The organism is Agathobaculum sp. TL06 (assembly GCF_054658635.1).
This window is the reverse complement of the sequence record NZ_BAAGGY010000009.1, coordinates 18,062-36,954: the sequence shown is the minus strand read 5'-3', so window position 1 is coordinate 36,954 and position 18,893 is coordinate 18,062. Positions and strand designations below refer to the sequence as shown.

The 18,893-nt window shown below is 54.1% G+C and carries 19 protein-coding genes and 1 tRNA gene; 9 read left to right on the top strand and 11 right to left on the bottom strand.

Translation table 11 applies throughout. From position 1 onward, the window contains the following. The first annotated feature begins 51 nt into the window (after positions 1 to 51). Positions 52 to 1,443 (top strand): glycine--tRNA ligase, encoded by a 1,392-nt coding sequence (locus ACYQ3S_RS06785; protein WP_459688042.1) that lies wholly within the window; start codon positions 52 to 54, stop codon positions 1,441 to 1,443. Positions 1,444 to 1,575: 132 nt separating this feature from the next. On the opposite strand, the gene ACYQ3S_RS06780 is transcribed toward ACYQ3S_RS06785, so the two are convergent. From ACYQ3S_RS06780 to ACYQ3S_RS06770, 3 genes are all read right to left on the bottom strand, one after another. Continuing rightward, positions 1,576 to 1,791 (bottom strand): DUF378 domain-containing protein, encoded by a 216-nt coding sequence (locus tag ACYQ3S_RS06780; protein WP_459688040.1) that lies wholly within the window; start codon positions 1,789 to 1,791, stop codon positions 1,576 to 1,578. 116 nt (positions 1,792 to 1,907) lie between these two features. Then, a complete protein-coding gene (locus ACYQ3S_RS06775) occupies positions 1,908 to 2,624 on the bottom strand; it encodes an NAD-dependent protein deacylase (protein WP_459688038.1) in 717 nt (238 codons plus the stop codon). 16 nt (positions 2,625 to 2,640) lie between these two features. Then, the gene (locus ACYQ3S_RS06770) at positions 2,641 to 3,162 is read right to left on the bottom strand and encodes a nitroreductase family protein (protein WP_459688036.1); all 522 of its coding nucleotides are present in this window, start codon (positions 3,160 to 3,162) and stop codon (positions 2,641 to 2,643) included. Between the two features lie 175 nt (positions 3,163 to 3,337). Here ACYQ3S_RS06770 and ACYQ3S_RS06765 point away from each other — a divergent pair, with 175 nt between their 5' ends. The 3 genes from ACYQ3S_RS06765 to ACYQ3S_RS06755 all read left to right on the top strand — a co-directional run bounded on the left by ACYQ3S_RS06765 (position 3,338) and on the right by ACYQ3S_RS06755 (position 6,071). Continuing rightward, positions 3,338 to 4,942 (top strand): ABC-F family ATP-binding cassette domain-containing protein, encoded by a 1,605-nt coding sequence (locus ACYQ3S_RS06765; RefSeq protein ID WP_459688035.1) that lies wholly within the window; start codon positions 3,338 to 3,340, stop codon positions 4,940 to 4,942. Further along, complete coding sequence (locus tag ACYQ3S_RS06760; protein ID WP_459688034.1) at positions 4,942 to 5,316, top strand: DUF2752 domain-containing protein; 375 nt, start codon at positions 4,942 to 4,944, stop codon at positions 5,314 to 5,316. The genes ACYQ3S_RS06765 and ACYQ3S_RS06760 overlap by 1 nt, the downstream gene beginning before the upstream one ends. Positions 5,317 to 5,459: 143 nt before the next feature. Next, entirely contained in the window at positions 5,460 to 6,071 is a 612-nt protein-coding gene (locus ACYQ3S_RS06755) for a CpXC domain-containing protein (RefSeq protein ID WP_459688033.1), read from the top strand. 48 nt (positions 6,072 to 6,119) lie between these two features. Here ACYQ3S_RS06755 and ACYQ3S_RS06750 read toward each other — a convergent pair whose 3' ends face one another. Beyond that, complete coding sequence (locus ACYQ3S_RS06750; RefSeq protein ID WP_459688032.1) at positions 6,120 to 6,971, bottom strand: putative manganese transporter; 852 nt, start codon at positions 6,969 to 6,971, stop codon at positions 6,120 to 6,122. 126 nt (positions 6,972 to 7,097) lie between these two features. On the opposite strand from ACYQ3S_RS06750, the gene ACYQ3S_RS06745 reads away from it, so the two are divergent. The 3 genes from ACYQ3S_RS06745 (at position 7,098) to ACYQ3S_RS06735 (ending at position 10,121) form a co-directional block, all read left to right on the top strand. Further along, on the top strand, positions 7,098 to 8,729 hold the full coding sequence (locus ACYQ3S_RS06745; RefSeq protein ID WP_459688030.1) for a DEAD/DEAH box helicase: 1,632 nt from the start codon (positions 7,098 to 7,100) through the stop codon (positions 8,727 to 8,729). A gap of 32 nt (positions 8,730 to 8,761) precedes the next feature. Beyond that, positions 8,762 to 9,943 carry a phosphodiester glycosidase family protein gene (locus tag ACYQ3S_RS06740; protein WP_459688028.1) on the top strand — a complete coding sequence of 394 codons (1,182 nt, stop codon included), beginning with the start codon at positions 8,762 to 8,764 and terminating at the stop codon, positions 9,941 to 9,943. An 87-nt stretch (positions 9,944 to 10,030) separates the two neighbouring features. Continuing rightward, positions 10,031 to 10,121 (top strand) — tRNA-Ser (locus tag ACYQ3S_RS06735). A 115-nt stretch (positions 10,122 to 10,236) separates the two neighbouring features. On the opposite strand, the gene ACYQ3S_RS06730 is transcribed toward ACYQ3S_RS06735, so the two are convergent. The 4 genes from ACYQ3S_RS06730 to ACYQ3S_RS06715 form a co-directional block, all read right to left on the bottom strand. After that, positions 10,237 to 11,412 carry a tyrosine-type recombinase/integrase gene (locus tag ACYQ3S_RS06730; RefSeq protein ID WP_459688027.1) on the bottom strand — a complete coding sequence of 392 codons (1,176 nt, stop codon included), beginning with the start codon at positions 11,410 to 11,412 and terminating at the stop codon, positions 10,237 to 10,239. 134 nt (positions 11,413 to 11,546) lie between these two features. After that, positions 11,547 to 12,569 (bottom strand): hypothetical protein, encoded by a 1,023-nt coding sequence (locus ACYQ3S_RS06725; RefSeq protein ID WP_459688025.1) that lies wholly within the window; start codon positions 12,567 to 12,569, stop codon positions 11,547 to 11,549. Further along, positions 12,556 to 13,206 (bottom strand): DUF6100 family protein, encoded by a 651-nt coding sequence (locus tag ACYQ3S_RS06720; RefSeq protein WP_459688023.1) that lies wholly within the window; start codon positions 13,204 to 13,206, stop codon positions 12,556 to 12,558. The genes ACYQ3S_RS06725 and ACYQ3S_RS06720 overlap by 14 nt, the downstream gene beginning before the upstream one ends. A 341-nt stretch (positions 13,207 to 13,547) precedes the next feature. Then, on the bottom strand, positions 13,548 to 13,742 hold the full coding sequence (locus ACYQ3S_RS06715; RefSeq protein WP_459688020.1) for a helix-turn-helix transcriptional regulator: 195 nt from the start codon (positions 13,740 to 13,742) through the stop codon (positions 13,548 to 13,550). 137 nt (positions 13,743 to 13,879) lie between these two features. On the opposite strand from ACYQ3S_RS06715, the gene ACYQ3S_RS06710 reads away from it, so the two are divergent. Both ACYQ3S_RS06710 and ACYQ3S_RS06705 read left to right on the top strand, forming a co-directional pair. Continuing rightward, a complete protein-coding gene (locus ACYQ3S_RS06710) occupies positions 13,880 to 14,386 on the top strand; it encodes a hypothetical protein (protein WP_459688019.1) in 507 nt (168 codons plus the stop codon). 51 nt (positions 14,387 to 14,437) lie between these two features. Next, positions 14,438 to 14,860: a hypothetical protein gene (locus tag ACYQ3S_RS06705; RefSeq protein WP_459688017.1), complete on the top strand. Its 423-nt coding sequence runs from the start codon at positions 14,438 to 14,440 to the stop codon at positions 14,858 to 14,860. A gap of 511 nt (positions 14,861 to 15,371) precedes the next feature. On the opposite strand, the gene ACYQ3S_RS06700 is transcribed toward ACYQ3S_RS06705, so the two are convergent. The 3 genes from ACYQ3S_RS06700 to ACYQ3S_RS06690 all read right to left on the bottom strand — a co-directional run bounded on the left by ACYQ3S_RS06700 (position 15,372) and on the right by ACYQ3S_RS06690 (position 18,869). Further along, positions 15,372 to 15,980: a DUF1349 domain-containing protein gene (locus ACYQ3S_RS06700; protein WP_459688016.1), complete on the bottom strand. Its 609-nt coding sequence runs from the start codon at positions 15,978 to 15,980 to the stop codon at positions 15,372 to 15,374. A gap of 238 nt (positions 15,981 to 16,218) precedes the next feature. After that, positions 16,219 to 17,349: a sugar ABC transporter permease gene (locus tag ACYQ3S_RS06695; RefSeq protein WP_459688015.1), complete on the bottom strand. Its 1,131-nt coding sequence runs from the start codon at positions 17,347 to 17,349 to the stop codon at positions 16,219 to 16,221. Further along, positions 17,346 to 18,869 (bottom strand): sugar ABC transporter ATP-binding protein, encoded by a 1,524-nt coding sequence (locus tag ACYQ3S_RS06690; RefSeq protein WP_459688013.1) that lies wholly within the window; start codon positions 18,867 to 18,869, stop codon positions 17,346 to 17,348. The genes ACYQ3S_RS06695 and ACYQ3S_RS06690 overlap by 4 nt, the downstream gene beginning before the upstream one ends. Positions 18,870 to 18,893: the final 24 nt, after the last annotated feature.

Here is an 18,893-nt window from a genome sequence, read left to right as displayed (position 1 = left end):
GCTGGCAAAAAAAGCGTGCATCAGCCAGATGCGCCAAAAGGAGAATGTAAAATGAACAACAGCGAAAAAACCATGGAAAAGATCGTTGCCCTGTGTAAGGGCCGCGGCTTCGTATACTCCGGCTCGGAGATCTACGGCGGCCTGGCCAACACCTGGGACTACGGCCCGCTCGGCGTGGAGTTCAAGAACAACGTCAAGGCCGCGTGGCGCAAGAAGTTTGTGCAGGAGAGTCCGTATAACGTCGGCTTGGACGCGGCGATCCTGATGAACCCGACCACCTGGGTTGCTTCCGGCCATGTCGGCGGCTTTTCCGACCCGCTGATGGACTGCAAGGACTGCAAAACCCGTCACCGTGCGGACCAGCTCATTGAGGAGCAGGCCGGCGAGAATCCGGCCGGCTGGACCAACGAGCAGATGAAAGCGTATATTGACGAGCATCAGCTTGCCTGTCCGAACTGCGGCGGCCATAACTTCACCGATATCCGCCAGTTCAACCTGATGTTCAAGACCTATCAGGGCGTAACCGAAAATGCCAAAAATGAGATCTTCCTCCGGCCGGAGACCGCGCAGGGCATCTTTGTCAACTTCCAGAATATCCAGCGCACCACCCGCAAGAAGATCCCCTTCGGTGTGGGGCAGGTGGGCAAGTCCTTCCGCAATGAGATCACGCCCGGCAACTTCACCTTCCGTACCCGCGAGTTTGAGCAGATGGAGCTGGAGTTCTTCTGCAAGCCCGGCACCGACCTCGAATGGTTCAAATACTGGAAGGACTACTGCCATAACTGGCTGCTGTCCCTTGGCATGAAGGACGAGAATCTGCGTCTGCGCGACCATGATCCGGAGGAGCTGTCGCACTACTCCAACGCCACCACGGATATCGAATTCCTGTTCCCGTTCGGCTGGGGCGAACTATGGGGCATCGCGGATCGCACCGACTTCGACCTGACCCAGCACCAGAAAACTTCGGGCGTTTCCATGGAGTATTTCGACCAGGAGGAGAACGAGAAGTATATCCCGTACGTCATCGAGCCGTCGCTCGGCGCGGACCGCGTGGCGCTCGCTTTCCTGTGCGACGCGTACGACGAGGAGGTCGTCGGCCAGGATAAGAACGGTAAGGACGACGTGCGTACCGTGCTGCGCCTGCATCCGGCGCTCGCGCCGTTCAAGGCGGCCGTGCTGCCGTTGTCTAAAAAGCTGTCGGAAAAGGCAATGCCGGTGTGGGAGATGCTGGCAAAGCAGTTCTCGGTCGATTTCGACGACGCCGGCTCGATCGGCAAGCGCTACCGCCGCGAGGACGAGATCGGCACCCCGTACTGCATCACGGTCGATTTCGAGACCGAGCAGGACGGCTGCGTGACCGTGCGCGACCGCGACACCATGGAGCAGGAGCGCATCCGGATTGAGGATGTCGCAGACTACCTTGCCAAGAAGATCGCATTCTGAAAATTCGCTGTTTTCAAAAAACCGCTGCATGTTGCAGCGGTTTTTTCTGTGCGGGGGGGGGGGGGTGATGCGTTTGTCAACGGCGGGATGGAAATGCAAAAAAGAACACCCGATCGGGTGTTCTTTTTTGCTTCAAGAGGCGTGCCGCTCTACAGGCTCCTGGCTGTTTCGGAACAGGAGCGAGATGCACCAGACCGCCGCCAGACCGACCAGGCAATAGACGATACGGCTCATTACGCTGGCGGAGCCGCCGAACAGAAATGCGACGAGGTCAAAGCCGAACAAGCCGATGCTGCCCCAGTTCAGGCCGCCGATGATAGCAAGTGTCAGCGCGATTTTATCGATCATTGAAAAATCTCCCCTCTTGGTTTTGCAATAGTATGGCCGAAAAGGGGAGAAATATACGGAACGGAAAATAGTTGTTTTATCAAAGCCGGCTGCGGCGCCGCCTTGCGGGACGCCGCTTAAAGCTGTGAGAAAACCTCGCCGATCGGCGCGTGTATGACCAGGTCCGCGCGGCGGTCGGCAGGGGTAGAGGTTTTGTTGACCAGTACCAGCTTGCTGCCGCGGTAATAATCGATCAGGCTCGCGGCCGGATAAACGGCCAGCGAGGTGCCGCCGATAATCAGGATATCCGCGTTTGCAATGTATTCGACGCTTTTGTTGATCGTAACGCTGTCCAGGCTTTCCTCGTAGAGGACGACGTCCGGTTTGATGGTGCCGCCGCAGGTGCATTTGGGTACGCCCTTGCCCGCGGCGATGTCACGCACGTCGTACGGCTTGCGGCAGCGCATGCAGTAGTTGCGCAGCACCGAGCCGTGCAGCTCAAGCACTTCTTGGGAGCCGGCCTTCTGGTGCAGCCCGTCGATATTCTGCGTGACGACCGCGCGGCACTTGCCCATGCGCTCCCACTCGGCCAGCTTTCGGTGCGCGGCGTTGGGCTGCGCGTCCAGCGCAAGCATTTTTGCGCGGTAGAAGCGGAAAAATTCCTCCGGCTCAGCCAGGAAGAACGTATGGCTCAAAATGGTTTCAGGCGGGTATTTGTACTGCTGGTTATACAGCCCGTCCACCGAGCGGAAGTCAGGGATGCCGCTTTCCGTGGATACGCCTGCGCCGCCGAAGAAAACGATATTGTCGCTCGCATCGACCCATTCTTTTAACTTTGCGATCTGTGCGTCCATTCCGGCGCGCCTCCTTTTATTCCGTAAACGTGACCGTACCCTCCTTGCGGGGCTTGGCGGGGGTCTCCTTTGCAATGTAGCCGACCGCGGCGGAGCAAATGACGATATGGTCCTCCGGCACGCCGTATTCGGTCAGCAGCGCGCGCACCGAGGGGATGTCGCAGGTCTCGCGCAGCTGGTTGATCCAGCAGGAGCCAAGCCCCAGCTCGGTGGCCATGAGCAGCAGGTTCTCCATCGCGGCGGCGCCGTCGACGAAAGCGTGGTGCTCGCCGCGCTGATAGGAGATGATGATGTTGACCGGCGCGCCGTAAAAGTTGTATTCCGGACCGCGGTTGTCTACCTCAGCGACTGCGCGGGCGAGCTTGTAGGATTTTTCCGCGCTGTAAACGACCGTAAAATGCCACAGGTATTTGCCTACGCCGGAGGGCGCCCACTCGGCGGCCTCGACAAGCTGCATGATCTGTTCTCTGGGCGGGAGCTCGGCCTGGAACGCGCGCGTGGAGCGGCGGCTCTGGATGACTTGCATCAGGTTGGACATAGGGAAAGACCTCCTTAAACGATAAGAATAAATATAGTATAGCGCTCCGCGCGGCCGGTTTCAATACAAGATGAACAAAAATGCGGGAAAGGTTGTAAAAAAAACTGTGAAAAGCCGCGTTTATATGGTATACTGATACAGATTTGAAAAAATGGATGGAGGAGACGAACGCGATATGATCACGATTACCGACCTGAGCCTGAACTTCAGCGGCGAGCCGCTGTTCAAAGATGTAAACCTGAAATTCACCGAGGGCAACTGCTATGGCGTTATCGGCGCCAATGGCGCGGGCAAATCCACGTTCCTGCGCATCCTGTCCGGCGATCTCGACCCCTCGACCGGCACGGTGTCCATCGCGGCCAAGACCCGCATGAGCGTGCTCAAGCAGGACCACTTTGCCTTTAATGAGGAAAGCGTGCTGAATACCGTACTTGGCGGCAACCCGCGCCTGCTGGAAGTGATGCGCGAAAAGGACGCGCTTTATACCAAGGAGGACTTCACCGAGGAGGACGGCAACAAGGCCGCCGAGCTTGAGGCCGAGTTTGCCGAGATGGGCGGCTGGGACGCGGAGACCGAGGCAGGGCAGCTTCTCAACGGCCTGGGGCTGGACGCGGACGCGATTCTGTATACCGAAATGCAGTACCTCGGGGACGTGGAAAAGGTCAAGGTGCTGCTTGCCCGCGCGCTGTTCGGCAAGCCGGACATCCTGCTGCTGGACGAGCCGACCAACCACTTGGATATCCAGGCGGTGCGCTGGCTGGAGGACTTCCTCGCGGACTTTGAAGGCACTGTGCTGGTGGTGTCGCACGACCGCCATTTCCTCAATAACGTGTGTACGCATATCGTGGATATCGATTACGGTAAGATCAAGCTGTATGTGGGCAACTACGAGTTCTGGTATGAGTCCTCGCAGCTCATCCAGCGCATGATTAAGGACCAGAACCGCAAGAACGAGGAAAAGATCAAGGAACTGCAGAACTTCATCCAGCGCTTTGCGGCCAACAAGTCCAAATCGCGCCAGGCGACCAGCCGCCGCAAGCTGATCGACAAGCTGACCGTCGAGGAACTGCCGGCCTCCTCGCGCCGCTACCCGTGGGTCGCGTTCCAGCAGGACCGCGAGGCGGGCAAGGATATCCTCGAGGTGCGCGGCATTTCCAAAACCATCGATGGGGAAAAGGTGCTGGATAACGTGTCCTTCATCGTGCGCCGCGGGGATAAGATCGCCTTTATCTCGGATAATGAGCTGGCCATGACCACGCTGTTCCAAATTCTGATGGGCGAGATCAAGCCGGACGAGGGCAGCTTCAAGTGGGGCGTGACCACCTCGCAGAGCTATTTCCCCAAGGACAACAACGACTTTTTCGAAGGCCATGAGGAAAACATGCTCGACTGGATCGCGCCCTATTCCCAGACCGATACGCTGGAGTCCACGCTGCGCGGCTTCCTGGGACGGATGCTGTTCTCGGGCGATGATGTGTATAAGCCGGTGCGCGTGCTGTCCGGCGGCGAAAAGGTGCGCCTGATGCTTGCCCGCATGATGCTGTTCGGCTCGAATGTGCTGGTCATCGACCAGCCGACCAACCATCTGGACTTGGAATCCATCACTGCCGTGAACAACGGCGTGCGCGATTTTAAGGGTACGGTGCTGTTCGCCTCGCATGACCATGAGTTTGTGCAGACCATTGCGACCCGCATCATCGAGATACGGGAACAGGGCGTTCTGGACAAGGAATGCACCTACGACGAGTTCCTCGAGTTCCGCGAAACCTATCAGGGCTGATGCGCGGGCGTCTCGGGGCGGGGGTGCTCGGCGTGCTTGTGATCGGGCTGCTGTTCGGAGCGGCGAGCCTCAGCGCCTCCCTGCTGGGATGGGGCTGTCCGGTGCAGCATTTTACCGGCGTGCCATGCCCGGGCTGCGGCCTGTCGCGCGCAGTATACGCGCTGCTGCGCCTGGATTTTGCGGCAGCGTTTCGGTATCATCCGATGGTCTATGTGCTGCCGCCGGTGGTTTTATATGTCCTGTTCGGGAAAAAACCGCTGCTTGGCAGCAAAACACGCGAGCGGGCGCTGCTCTGGGGTGTGATGACGCTCTGGACGGCGGTCTGGATAGTCCGTCTGGCCGCGCACGACCCGCTGGTATGGGGGTCTGTCTGAAACCGGATACAGCAGCGCACGGCGCGGGCCGTGCGCTGCTTTTCTGTGCCGGATAAATCCGGCGCGATTGCTTGCCTATATCCGGTATTTTGTGGTATACTATAAAATAACTGGGCATATATCGAGGAGGAAAAAACGCAGCTATGACCGTTACCTGTCCGCATTGTCAGGCCGAGACCGACCATAAGATGCTCGACCATATCAATATTGACCGTAATCCCGAACTGCGGGCCAAGGTGCAGGACCTGTCCTGCTTCCGCGTCGCATGCCCAAACTGCGGCGAAACCGTGCTGGTGGTGCATCCCTGCCTGTACCATGACATGTCGAATCAGTTTATGGTCTGGCTGTGGCCGGAGGAGGGCGAAGCTCCCCGCGCGGAATTCGACCCGCTGGCAGGCTACACCCTGCGTATCGTGGACAGTATGAACGCGTTCCGCGAAAAGATCAATATTCTGGAGCGCGGCCTGGACGACCGCACGGTTGAGATCATGAAGCTGCTGCTGTTCACTCAGCTGGACCGCGACCTGGATGTGGTTGAGCTGCTGTTTCATGAGCTGGACGAGCGCACGGGTGACATCCGGTTCGTCGCCGTGCTTTCGGACGGGGCGGAGCAATACGCCGCCATGCCGGGGGCGGTTTACCAGCGCATACACGGCGATGTGGAGGACTACCTGTATACCTCCGGCGGGGATTTCGCGCGCATTGACATGACCTGGGCGCACGAGGCGCTCGGGCTGCTGCACGAGCTGGGATAAAAAAACAGCCGCTCCGTATGGGAGAGGCTGTTGAAAATGCCGGCTGTGTTATCCGTAAAAGAACTGGACAAGCGTGCCGCCGATGACTGCAACGGCGAGCGTGGCCGCGATGACCGGAAGCGCGCGCCGGCGGCCCTCTTTTTCTTCAAAGAGGACGATGTAGCCGAAGCCGGCACCGGTTGACAGGCCGGCGATCAAAGCGCCGAAGCTGATCGTCCCGCTGACGAAAAGCTCGGAGAGCAAAACGCTCATTGCACAGCTGGGTACCAGGCCGAGCAGCGCGCAGAGCAGCGGCTGGAAAATGCTGTCCGACAGCATGAGGGAAGCGACGCGCTCCTCGCCGATGCCGTGTACCACGAGATCCAGCGCAAGCAGTACGGCAAACAGGAAGAACGCGGTCTTGAGCGTGTGCCAGACCACGCTCCAAACGGGCGAGCCTGCGCTGCAGTCACAGGCGGTCATTTCGATCTCGAGCGCTTCTCCGCTGCCTGCGCGGTGGGAACGGAACACGGTAAAGCGCAGGATATAGCCGCCGATCACCGCAATGCCGAATTTGACCGCCAGCAGCAGCACAACCTGCGGCACGCTTGCACCGCCGGCCAGCATAACGGGTACCGCCTCGTCGGAGGTGGCCAGAAAGACGGCGACCAGTGTCGCGGGGGCGAGATAGCCGGCGGAAAAGAGCGCGGCCGCGGCCGCGGAAAACCCGCATTGTGGGATCGTTCCGGCCAGGGCGCCGACGACCGGACCGAATTGCGCCGCGCGGGACAACAGCGCGGGGGTGTTGGTGAGGCGGTTTTCGATATAGTAAAGCAAAGCGTAAACCAGCAGCAGCAGGGGTACGGTTTTGACGACATCGAAAAACGCTTCGGGTACCACATGGGCCAAAAGATGCAGCAAAAAGATTCACCTCAGATTTAATGGGGGCATAAAAACGTACTATAATAGTATAACACAAGGCGGTGCGTTCGGGCAAGCGGGATTTGCCGGAATCATCCAATTCAAAAAAGGAAACGAAACGATATTATGAAATTTCAAGAACTGAAGATCGAAAAAAATATTCTCAAAGCGCTGGAAGAGGCGGGCTATGAGCAGCCGACGCCAATCCAGCAGAAGGCGATTCCGCCCGTTTTGGACGGACACGACCTGATGGGCTGCGCGCAGACCGGCACGGGTAAGACGTGCGCGTTTTCCGTGCCGATCATCCAACGCTTATGCGCGCAGGGGGAAACGGGCGCGGTGCGGGCGCTGATCCTGACGCCGACCCGCGAGCTGGCGCTGCAGATCTATGAAAATGTGTGCCAGTACGCGCGCTATACGCGCTGCACAGCCGCGGTGGTGTTCGGCGGCGTTTCTCAGGTGCCGCAGGTGGAAGCGCTGCAGCGCGGCGCGGATATCCTGATCGCAACGCCCGGCCGGCTGTGGGACCTGATGGGGCAGAAGCTGGTTTCGCTGGACAAGGTGGAATGCTTTGTGCTGGATGAGGCGGACCGCATGCTGGATATGGGCTTTTTCCCAGATGTCAAGCGCATTATCAAGTATCTGCCGGAGGAGCGGCAGACGCTGCTGTTCTCCGCGACAATTCCGCAGGAGATCGCGTCGCTGGCCAACAGGCTTTTGAAGAATCCGGCAAGGATTTCGATTACGCCGTCCGCCAAGCCGGTCGAGAAGATCGAGCAAAAGGTGTATCTGGTCGAAAAAGCGGAAAAGCGGGAACTTTTGGCCGAGGTCATCCGTCAAAGCAACGTGCATCAAACGCTGGTCTTTACGCGCACCAAACACGGTGCGGACCGTGTGGCGCGCGACCTGAACCGCGCGGGCATCAAGTCCAAGGCGATCCACGGCGATAAATCGCAGAACCAGCGCCAGACTGCGCTGGCGGATTTCAAGGCCTGCAAGATTGCGGTGCTGGTCGCGACCGATATTGCGGCGCGCGGCATCGATATTAACGAGCTGCCGCTTGTGATCAATTTCGAGCTGCCCAATATTCCGGAAACGTATGTCCACCGCATCGGCCGCACGGGCCGCGCCGGACAGGAGGGGACGGCGGTTTCGTTCTGTGACCGGAGCGAGCGGCCGTATCTTGCGGATATCGAAAAGCTGATCGGGAAAAAGATACCGGTCGCGGGCGAGATTCCGCATGAGGAAAAGCCGGCGGCTTCCGCAGAGCGAGAGAGCGGCCAGCGCAAAACGACGAATACCCGCACCCGCCGCAAGCTGGTTTCGGAAAATGCCCCCGCAGAGGCGGTAGCGGCCGAAGTAGAGCGGGAGAAGGCCGCGAAGCAGAAGGCGCGCAAAGCCGCGCCTGCCAAGCGTGCGCCGCGCAAGGAAAAAGCGGCGGAGCTGCAGCTGGAGCAGCGCGCGAAAGCGGCCGCGCCGCGCGCGCGGCGTACCACCGCCGCATCCGTATCCCGCGGCCGTGGACGGAGGAACGACCCATACGCGCGGTTTGAAAAAAATGAACCGCGGGTGGACGCGCATACCCCGTCCCGCGCCTATGCTCTGAGCGCGGAGGCGGCGGAACGTATCCGCAAAAAGGTGGAAGCCGCGCTGTCGGCCCGCGGACAGAAGGCGGAAAAAGCGCCTGCGGCCGCGCCACAGGAAAAGAAAGGCACGCCGGCACGCCGCCGCAGCCCGCGCCGCCGCAGTGGGAAATAGAAAAAACAGCGTAAAAGGGGAGAAAACAGACCATGAACGGCGCCAGACACCGCTTTGCCTTAGGGCTAACCTGTTTTTTTATGATATGCCTGACCGTGGTCTACCCCTTTTTGCTGTATACGCCCAATGCGTTTGTAACACGCTGGCGGGAGTGGTATATTGAGACCGCAATGGGGACGATGACGCACCAGTGGCTGGCCACCTGGTTTATCCCACACGATATGATCGAAGAGGTTATGGTGAAGCGCTATCTGCTGAACCAGAAGCAGGAGGGCGCGGAAAGCGCCTGGGGGGACAGTGGAAATCATACGGTGACGGCATCCACCCCCAAGGAGCGTTTTTACCAGACCTTTTCCGAGTTGGACAGGGACAGCTTTGAGCAATTCCTTCAGGACAATCCGGAGTACATAGCCAACGGATACGACCATATTGATATTGACCTGATCGGCGAAGCAGACAAACGAGATTATCATACCGGTATAACGACTAAGCAGGGGGATACGGTGTTAGCGGTCAACGCGGAATACGGTATCCTGATCGCGGAGGTGGTCGGCGAGGACGCGCTGGGTATGGAGTATGCGGGTAAGCTGGCGCTGTGCAAGCAGCCGGAGCGCGTGATTGTCGGCACCTGCGAGGGTCTGTTTGAATATGGCTCCTATGTGTCGGACATGACGCGCGCGTATGACGCCATACTCGGCATCAACGCATCCGGCTTTGCCGATTATGAGGGGAACGGTACGGGCGGGCTGCCGTACGGGTTCCTGAAAAGCGAAGGCAGGGAACTGCAGAGCGCGGTCGGGGACGGCTGGAAGATCATCGGCTTCGATGAAAACGACCATTTGCAGGTCGGCGCGTTCAGCGATACCTCCAATCTGCGGGATGCGGTCGAATTTCATCCGGCGCTTATCATTAATGGGGAAAATCTGGTCGCGGGTACGGGGCTGAACGAAGAACAGCCGCGCACTGCGATCGGACAGGCGGAGGACGGCACCGTGATTATGCTGGTCGTGGATGGGCGGCAGTTCCATTCGTTTGGCATTTCGATTGAGCGCTGCGGCGAGATCATGGAGAGCTATGGCGCATATCAGGCCTCCATGCTGGACGGAGGCTCGTCCTCGGTTATGGTGTACGACGGACGGGAAATCACCAGCCCGACCACGCTTTCCCAGAATCCGGAGGGCCGCTATCTGCCGGACGCATTCCTGGTAAAATAAAAATCCGGATGGAAAATGAAAAAACCCTTGTGTTTCAACGCAGCATATGGTAAAATAATTAAGCGCCTGTAGGACAGGCGCAAAAATGGAGAAGTATCGAAGTGGTCATAACGAGCTCGACTCGAAATCGAGTTGACGGTAAAACGTCACGTGGGTTCGAATCCCACCTTCTCCGCCAGATAATCGCACTTTTTCTTGATGAAGAAGTGCGATTTTTATTTTCATATGAAGAATTCAAAACTTTTTTGGCAGATATAAATTTCTCCACCCCTATCCATACCCCTAAGAGGATTTTACAGGGTGGACACCTGATGGATGAATTTCTCCATGCGGTCCGAGCTTTCCTTGCGCATTCGGTCGGTCACATGGCCATAGACATCAAGGGTAAATGCGGCTGTCGCATGGCCAAGGTTCTCCTGAACGGTCTTGATATCGTCGCCGTTTTCCAGGGAGACGACCGCGTAGGTGTGCCGCAGATCGTGGAAGCGGAAATCGGGGAATCCAAGTTCGGCAATGATCTGCTTGAAATGTCGGTATACGGTGATATGAGTCAAGTGTCCGCCCAGCTCGTTGGTAAAGACCAGGTTCATGGGGTTGGACCATGCAGATCCGGCAGCAAGCTGCAATTCTGACTGATGGATACGGTGCCGCTTGAGAAGTGTCATCACAGATGGCGCGGGTTTGATCACACGGCTGGCGTGATCCTTGGGTTCTGCATAGTCATATCCGGCGCCGCGTTCTTTGAGACGGCGCAGCTGCCGGTGTACCAGAATAGTGCCTGACCTGAAATCTACATCCTCCCAGCCCAGGCCAAGCACCTCGCCTTGCCGCATACCGGTAAACAAAGTGACAAAATACAGCGTGGCATAGGGGTATGGGTAACTTTGCAGCTGATGGATCATTGCTGCAATTTGCTCATCCGACAACGGCTGTATGTGCGATCTGGGAATCTTGGGGAGATTACAGACATCAGCGGGGTTATCGCGCAGATAACCGATCAGTACCGCCTGCTGTAAGCACCGATGTATAATCCCGTGAATATTTTTAACAGTCTTTGGGGATAAAGCGGTTTTTGCAAGTGCGTTAATAAATTTTTGAATATGGACTGGCGTGATATGGTCTAAGCGGATCGCTCCCAATGCGGGTTTGATATGGTTGCGTGCATAGCTTTCATAGGAGCTGACCGTCAGCGGCGAGCGCCCAGTAAGGTACTCCTCCAGCCAGATATCCAGCCATTCGGAAAACTTCATCGCGCATGGCGCGACATACGCCCCAGTATCTACATCGGTCGTGATCTGGCGGAGCCGCTCGCGTACTTCCTTCTGCGTTTTTCCATAAATGGAGCGGCGGATCTGCCTGCCGGTTTTGGGATCGGTGCCTGTGGTGTACCGGCCTTCCCATGTCCCGTCTTTCCGTTTTCGGATAGTTCCGTTGCCCGCAGCGCTGCGGGTCTTTTTGACTTGTGCCACGATGTCCTCCTTTCTGTGGCACATGGATCCCGTTGCTATGAACAGTATAACACATTCCATGCTGGGTGAGTAGTGGGTCTATCGGTCTGCCTGTCTGGTATGGACAGGATTGGAAAATATGTGGACATGCCGTATCAGAACGGCGGTATCCCACGGCAGAAATCCCCTGCCTGATAGGAAACGACACGCCAGCCGTCCGGCAGCAAGCCGCGTCTCGTCAGCTCCCACAGGATCGGGAGCTGGATATCCCAGACCGCGAACGTCACAGGCATATCTGTCGTGTACGCCTCGGATAAGTAGACCAGCACATCCATCCATGTGCCGTCGAGCGTGGACAGAAATATCCCCTCTTCGGGGCGAGCATCCTCCCCTAAGCGCTGTATGGTCTGCGGCCAGTGCGGGTGCCGGAAAGCCCATACGAAATCCCCTGCGTCTTTGGTCAGTGGCAGAAGGATCGCATTGTCCTCGTAGGTGATATGGTAGTTGAGCTGCATGTGCCGAAGCTCACGGCTGCTTTTGTTCAGCGCCCATAAGGAGTATCCCAGAACGTCCACGATGCCTTTTTCCGTTTCGGTCAGGATGAACTTGCCGCATGGGTGCTTGTAGTCGCTGAACAGTGCCGCGGCATTGCGCTCGCCGTTCGCGTTGAGCCGCTGGTTGCCGTTGCCGAAATGGTAGACCAGCGAGGCCTGCTGACCGCGCCAGGTCACGCCGGCAAAGCGGGAATATTTGAGGTTATCCGAACTGCGGGCGGCCTTTTGCTCCATTTCACGCTTGACTTCCAGCGAGGTCCGATACGGCGCCAGCCCGAGGAAAAAGAAGAACATCTGCGCTTCGTTGATGCGGCTGAGCCGGATGGCCTTTTGGACATTGCGGGTGAATTCCGGCTTGTCAGGGAAGTCCTCCCAGTCCAGAAGATCGTCGTCCTTCATCATGGTCTGGAGATACGCCTCATAGCCGCTGTCCGTAAGGAAGAAGCTCTTATGTCCAGGTGCCTTGACGACTTCGAGATACTCAGCCCGGCACAGCTTCTGGAACGCGTCCTTTGCGGTCTCATAGGGCAGGGAGAGGAAGCGCAGCGCACGGTACGGCAGCTGCCCATAGCGCGCGCTGATAATCAGCAGATATTCTGCCGTACTGTTTCTAAAAATTCGCATAGTCTCCTGCCTCCTCACAGACTGGTATCTTGCCGGGCCGGATGACGATGATGGTCTGATCCTGTTCCGCCCAGCAGCTGGTCTGGATGTTGGAGCAGTAGATACCGCTGTCGCTGGTGAGTAAGTACCGTTCGATGACGTTGAGCACGGCGCGAGTCTCCAGGTTATCATGGTCGCGCACATCGGCGGGATGATGTGATGAAGCATAGCAATGGAGAAATTCTATCGTACACTCCTGGAACCGGGGCAGGGCGGATGCGTGCCGGGCAAGGAGCGTGTCCAGCGGCGCGCATACGAACGCGCTGTCGTTGCTCCGTTTGGACAGCCGCAGCGGCAGCCGGATCACCACCGAGCCGTCTGCTCTGACCTCCAGCGCATACCCGTCCGGCAGCACCGCAGACCTGATCTCTGCCATGCTTGCTCCCACCCATGCCCGCGAAAAAGATCTCCTGCTGCACAGGATATCTTTTTCGCGGGCTTCTGCATAGACCTCGCGTGCGGCGATGGAGGTATCCTGTGCAGCGTTGGCAAGGCGGTACAGGTAGCCGTCATCCTGTCGGCCTATTGCAAGCCGCTCGGATAATTCATTCAGCTTGTGCAGGGCGGACTCGTAAGCCGCCCTTGTTGGATCGGTCATTTGCCGCTCCTCCTTTCTGCTGTTTTTGTTGGAAATGCCCCGGAACGGTACCGTCCCACTTGCACAGCCAGCAGCCCGGTAACGAGGAGCCGTGCGGAGCGGCGCGCCTGATGAACTAAGCACTTTTCCGAGGGCTTAGAGAGATAAAGTGGACGGCTTTCCCTCTGTTTTTGCAATTACCGTCCAACTTTTCTAGACGCCGAAAGTACACCTTTTCAGCGGTTTCGGTTTAGGGGAGGAAAGGTGTGCTTTCGGCCAAATCACCGTTGGACCTGGGAACAAAACAGCGGTACTGGAAAGCCGTCCAAAAGTTCGGAAAACGCTGATTTTTGCTTGTATGGTCATGTCATGGTCTGCCGGTCTATCCATGCAAGAACTTTGTCCTTGGGCGCCAGTTTGCGCTTGCCGATGTGGAGCGTGGGGAAGTCCGCACGATCCATCAGCTGATACGCACCCGCGCGCGAGATGCCCAGCAGTGCGGCAAGCTGCTCGGCGTTCAGCACGTCAGGATAATCACTGTAGGGAATATGTTTCATATAGTCATCTCCTTGCCAGAAAAATCGTTAAAACAGGAAAATATAGCGTGTTCAAATAAAACACAGACAACCTTGCTATATGGACGGTTAATTTGTTCTTTCATAGATAGTGTAACACATGGATGCCTAATAGAATAGTGGAGGTTTCCTCCACAAAATTTTGTAAATATAATCTTGTTGAAAGGCAAATTACAGCGGCGCTTCGGGTGTGGCTGAAAGGGTATAGGGTGAAAGTCTCGACGATTGGATTTGGAGAAGATATGGTCTGCAAGAAAAAGATTGCCGGATTGGATGATGAGCTTGAAAAGCAGAACGCGCAAATGGAAAAAGCGTATGACATGGTTGAACAAGAAGTTTGCTCCCTCGAACTGTCCAAAACGCGCCAAGAAAAAATAGGCAACTCGATTGCCCGCCTACAACAGCAAAAGAATATCTTGCTGACATCACTGGCCAAATACGAACAGACCGATGCAGTATCTTCGAACTTGATTCCAACAACAGAGAATCCGTTGGAAAGCTACGATACCATGTCCCCCAAAGAGCGGAATGCTTTGCTTAAAGAAATCCTTTATAAAATAGAGTATGACAAAGGGCCGGATGGGAAAATTGGGATTGATTTGTTTCCCAGGCTTCCGAAGATTTAACAGCGTTGGCACCATGATCGTACTGACGTACATAGAGCCATGATGGTTGGAATGGACGAAATCGCGGAAGACACTGGGCGCCTGATATCTGTGTTGGACTGCCTTGAAAGCCGCCATGACGATGCGGCGCATATGTTACTGCGGCTGGCTGCGGAGGCAAAAGATGCGCCAGACAAAACAGCGGAAGCGTGTAGGGAGGCGGCTGAAACGGCAAGCACCGCGGAGCAGATGCAGGCAGTTGCCGGCATGATAGAGGATATCCTGCGCAAGCGGCGGGCGGAGGCTGAACAGGCGGCATGCCTCGCCCTGCAGTATGCGTATGAGGCGGCTGAGTTGGCGGCATATACGGTTTTGTGCTGGGGAGATGGACGGTCTGAAGCTGCAGCGCAGCAAGCGGTCTATAACCGTGACCTGCTGGACAGGATAAAAACAATGAGATGCTGCTGGGTGTCACCCGCCAGTTGGGGCGCATGAAGATAATGCTGTCCGATCTGCGGAAAAACGACTACGCGCACGACCGCAGAGAGAAATATTCAATTACGCGGCGGCACGAATTTTGAAAGGCCGATCAGGGAAGCCCTGTGACTGATAAACAAGGAAGCGTTTGGGGACGCGGATATCCTGTTCATCACGGACGGTAAGCGTACCATATATCCGAGATGAACTGGCGGAACAGCGACAGGACGCGATCCGTGATACGCGGTGCGCCGTGGTAAGCCTGCTGGATGCGGATAACCCAGGGATGGAGTTCAGCCTGGAAAAGTTTTGTGAAAAGATTATAAAGCTGAGTGAATGTGGTGCAGATCACAGCAGGTTAGAACAAAGGATATATACGATTTTCTATAGACGCATCCCCCTGTACTCTTGTGCAGGGGGATGAATTGATACTTAACCATATAGCTGCAATTTTGTCTACAGTTGATTTCTATAATAAAATGCCATCTCGGCAACTTCCGATTTTCTCTTTTTTAAACTGAAATTTCCATCAAGTCATATCAGGTGCCTGCCCGTCGTGAGGCAACCATAAACATTCCGTTATTTGCATATTACTGAAAGTAGCTTTAAAAGATGAATCTTCCGGACTACACGCATATATTCCAAAACAAATAGAATTTTGGGCTTTCCACATATGACAAATACGCATTTGATGGAATACTTTTCCGTCAGCAGAATATTCGATACAAAAATCATCTTCTCTGCGGCTAAGCCTATACCACATTGATTTAACCGAAGCACTGATTTCTGTTATTGCCCAATCAGAATATCCATTATTTGTTACAACACTCCCTAAATGCTGAAATACTTCATTTTCATATTCTATGGAACCTTTAAGCCAATTTCCACTATCCAAATAAACAACAACTCCGCATTGGTCAAAACGGTGTTTACTTTCAAATTCTGTTTTAACTACAAAAGAAAAATACTTTTCTTCTGTACTCATTTGAAGAACAGGCGCATTGTCATTGCGAAAATGATAATATGTTCTCTGCCATAAATCTGTATGGGGCTTAGTAATTATCTCTATTTTTTCTGGTGAAATAGTAAAACGCAATGGTTCCCTTGTCCATTCCAATTTGTTGACATCAATTTTCATTTTAATTCTCCTACAACTTCTGATTTTCTTAGTTCTCAAAACTGAGAGCTGTTTCGACTGCATGACAGCTGCTCAAAACAAGTTCCTGCGTATTTGTGGCGTTTGGTAGAAAGAGTGCTTTAAGGATTCATACTGGATGGCATTTGAATAAAGCAAAATAATAGTGGTGGAACGTATTATAAATGTTCCACCACTATTACGAAAGAGAAGAAAATGATGTGGGCCGGAAGAATATAAGTCAATCGCTTTGCTTGGAATTGCGTATATCGATCCATACCGCTAGAATTAATACGATGCCTTTGACAATATTTTGCACATAAGTATCCCAAGCCATTAAACTCATACCGTTAGTGAGACTGGTCATAACCAGAGCCCCTAAAATAGCGCCCCATATACTGCCTTTGCCGCCAGAGAGACTAATACTGCCTATGACACAGGAAGCAATAGCATCTAATTCCAACCCTGTACCCGTGGAAGGCATCGCCGATGCAAGTCGGGCGATTGAGACAATGCCGGATACGGCGCCTGTAAAACAAAGAAGGACGAATACACCAAGAACAGTACGCTCATTGTTGATGCCGGACAGGCGGGCAGACTGGCTGTTACCGCCAACAGCATAGATGTATCGGCCTGTACGCGTTTTCATCAGCAAAAACTGAAAAAGTAATGCAAGAGCAATAACGATTAGCAAAGGGAACGGTATCCCTTGGTAGCTATTCATAACGACAATAAAAACACCAAGAACAATAACGATGAATGCGTATCGGAACATTGCAGATGTAATAGGTGGATTATCAAAACCATATTTCTTGCGACTGTTACGATGCCGCAGATCCATACCGATTAAGATGATAGCGGCCAATATAGTTAGGACGTAGCCGAGCGGTTTTGACAAATAGCCTTGGCCTATAAAAATAAATGTAGGGTCGTTTAAGGCAATGGTATTACTGTCGGTTAAAAATAACACCAAACCACGGAAAATTAGTTGTCCGCCCAAAGTTACAATGAATGCAGGGATTTTTCCGTATGCAACCCAGACACCTTGAAACAAACCGATTAGCAGACCAAGACATAAAGCGAGTACAATAGAGGGAACTACTCCAAGATCCCATCTAACCAGAGCGACAGCCGACAAAGCACCTGTTGCACCGACAACTGAACCAATAGAAAGATCAAAGTAACCGGCAATAATGCATACCGCCATGCCGAGGGCGATAATACCTGTAACTGTCATTTGTCGAAACAAATTGGAGATGTTGCGTGGTGTAATAAATACTTGATCGGTTAAAAAAGCAAAAACGATCCAGATAATTGCCAGCGCAATTACCATCATATAACTGCGTAAAAACGATTTTACCTGTTGTTTCATATTGCTTCCTCCATTGTACAGAAATGCATGATCCGCTCTTGGCTCAGCGCCTGGTCATTCTTTAGGACCCCAGTTATCCGTCCTTGATTCATAGTGATGATTCGGTCGGACATGGCCAGCACCTCCGGCAGCTCTGATGAAATCATGATGATCGACATGCCCTGCAAACGCAGATCGCTCATGATTTGATATATTTCATGCTTTGCACCGATATCAATGCCGCGAGTCGGCTCGTCAAGGATTAGAACCTTAGGATGCGTCATCAGCGCTTTTGCTAAAACTACCTTTTGTTGATTACCGCCGGATAACCGGCCGACTTCCATTTCTATCGTTTTTGTCTTAATATGCAGTTCGCTGCAATATTCCCGCGTGCGTCGGATAATTTCATTTTGATTAATGACACCCATCTTGGTACACTGCTTTAGGCTTGCGAGTGTTATATTGTTTTGAATATTCATTTCCAGCACAAGCCCTTTTTCCTTTCGGTCCTCGACTACAAGAAATACCCCTTGTCGGATCATATCACCGGGCGACCGGGCGTGCAGCTTTTGTCCCTCCAAACGGATTTCACCGCTGATTTGCGCATTGGGCAAAGCCTTCATAACGGCAAGCGCGGTTTCTGTACGCCCAGCCCCCATCAGACCTGCCAGACCGACAATTTCGCCCCGTTTTACTTCAAAGGAAATATCCTTTAGAATTTGCTTGCCAGTCAGTTCGTCTATCGCACTGAGATGAGAAATTTCAAAAATAACCTCTTGCTCCTGATAAGTGCTACGGATAAACTGATCGGATAATTCACGGCCTACCATATATTTGATTAGCGAATGGGCGTCCATCTTTGAGCGAGGTTCTGTAATAACTGTTTTTCCATCCCTTAGGATAGTGATGGTATCAGAAATTTCCAAAACTTCTTCCAGCCGATGCGAGATATAAACTACGGCTACGCCTTCAGAGGCCAGCTTTTTTACCAGTGACAACATGTTTTTCACTTCAATTTCTGTTAAAGCGGCAGAAGGCTCGTCCATTACGAGTACTTTGGGCTGGCGAAGCAGAGCCTTAGCAATGACAACCATTTGCCGCATGCCTACGCCCAGATCAGCAACCAAGCTGAGCGGATCTATGTTGATTTTCAGTCGCTCGAGTATCTGGGCAGATTCACGGTTCATGTAATCATAATCAATGAGACCGTGCCGGCATGGCTCACATCCTAAAAAAATATTCTCTGCAACCGTCATATTGGGCGCTACTTCTAACTCCTGATAAATAATCTCAATGCCAACATCGGAAGATTCCTTGGTATTATGGAATGTACAATTCCTGCCTTCCATCATGATGGTTCCCTCAAACGTCCCATATGGATATGCACCGCTTAGTATTTTCATCAACGTAGATTTTCCAGCTCCGTTTTCCCCACACAACGCGTGTATCTCGCCCGCGCGGACCTGCAAATTGACGTGGTCGAGTACACGGACGGAGGAAAATTCCTTGACGATATTCTGCATCTGTAAAATGTAATCCAACGCATTTCGCCTCCTTGTCCGTCG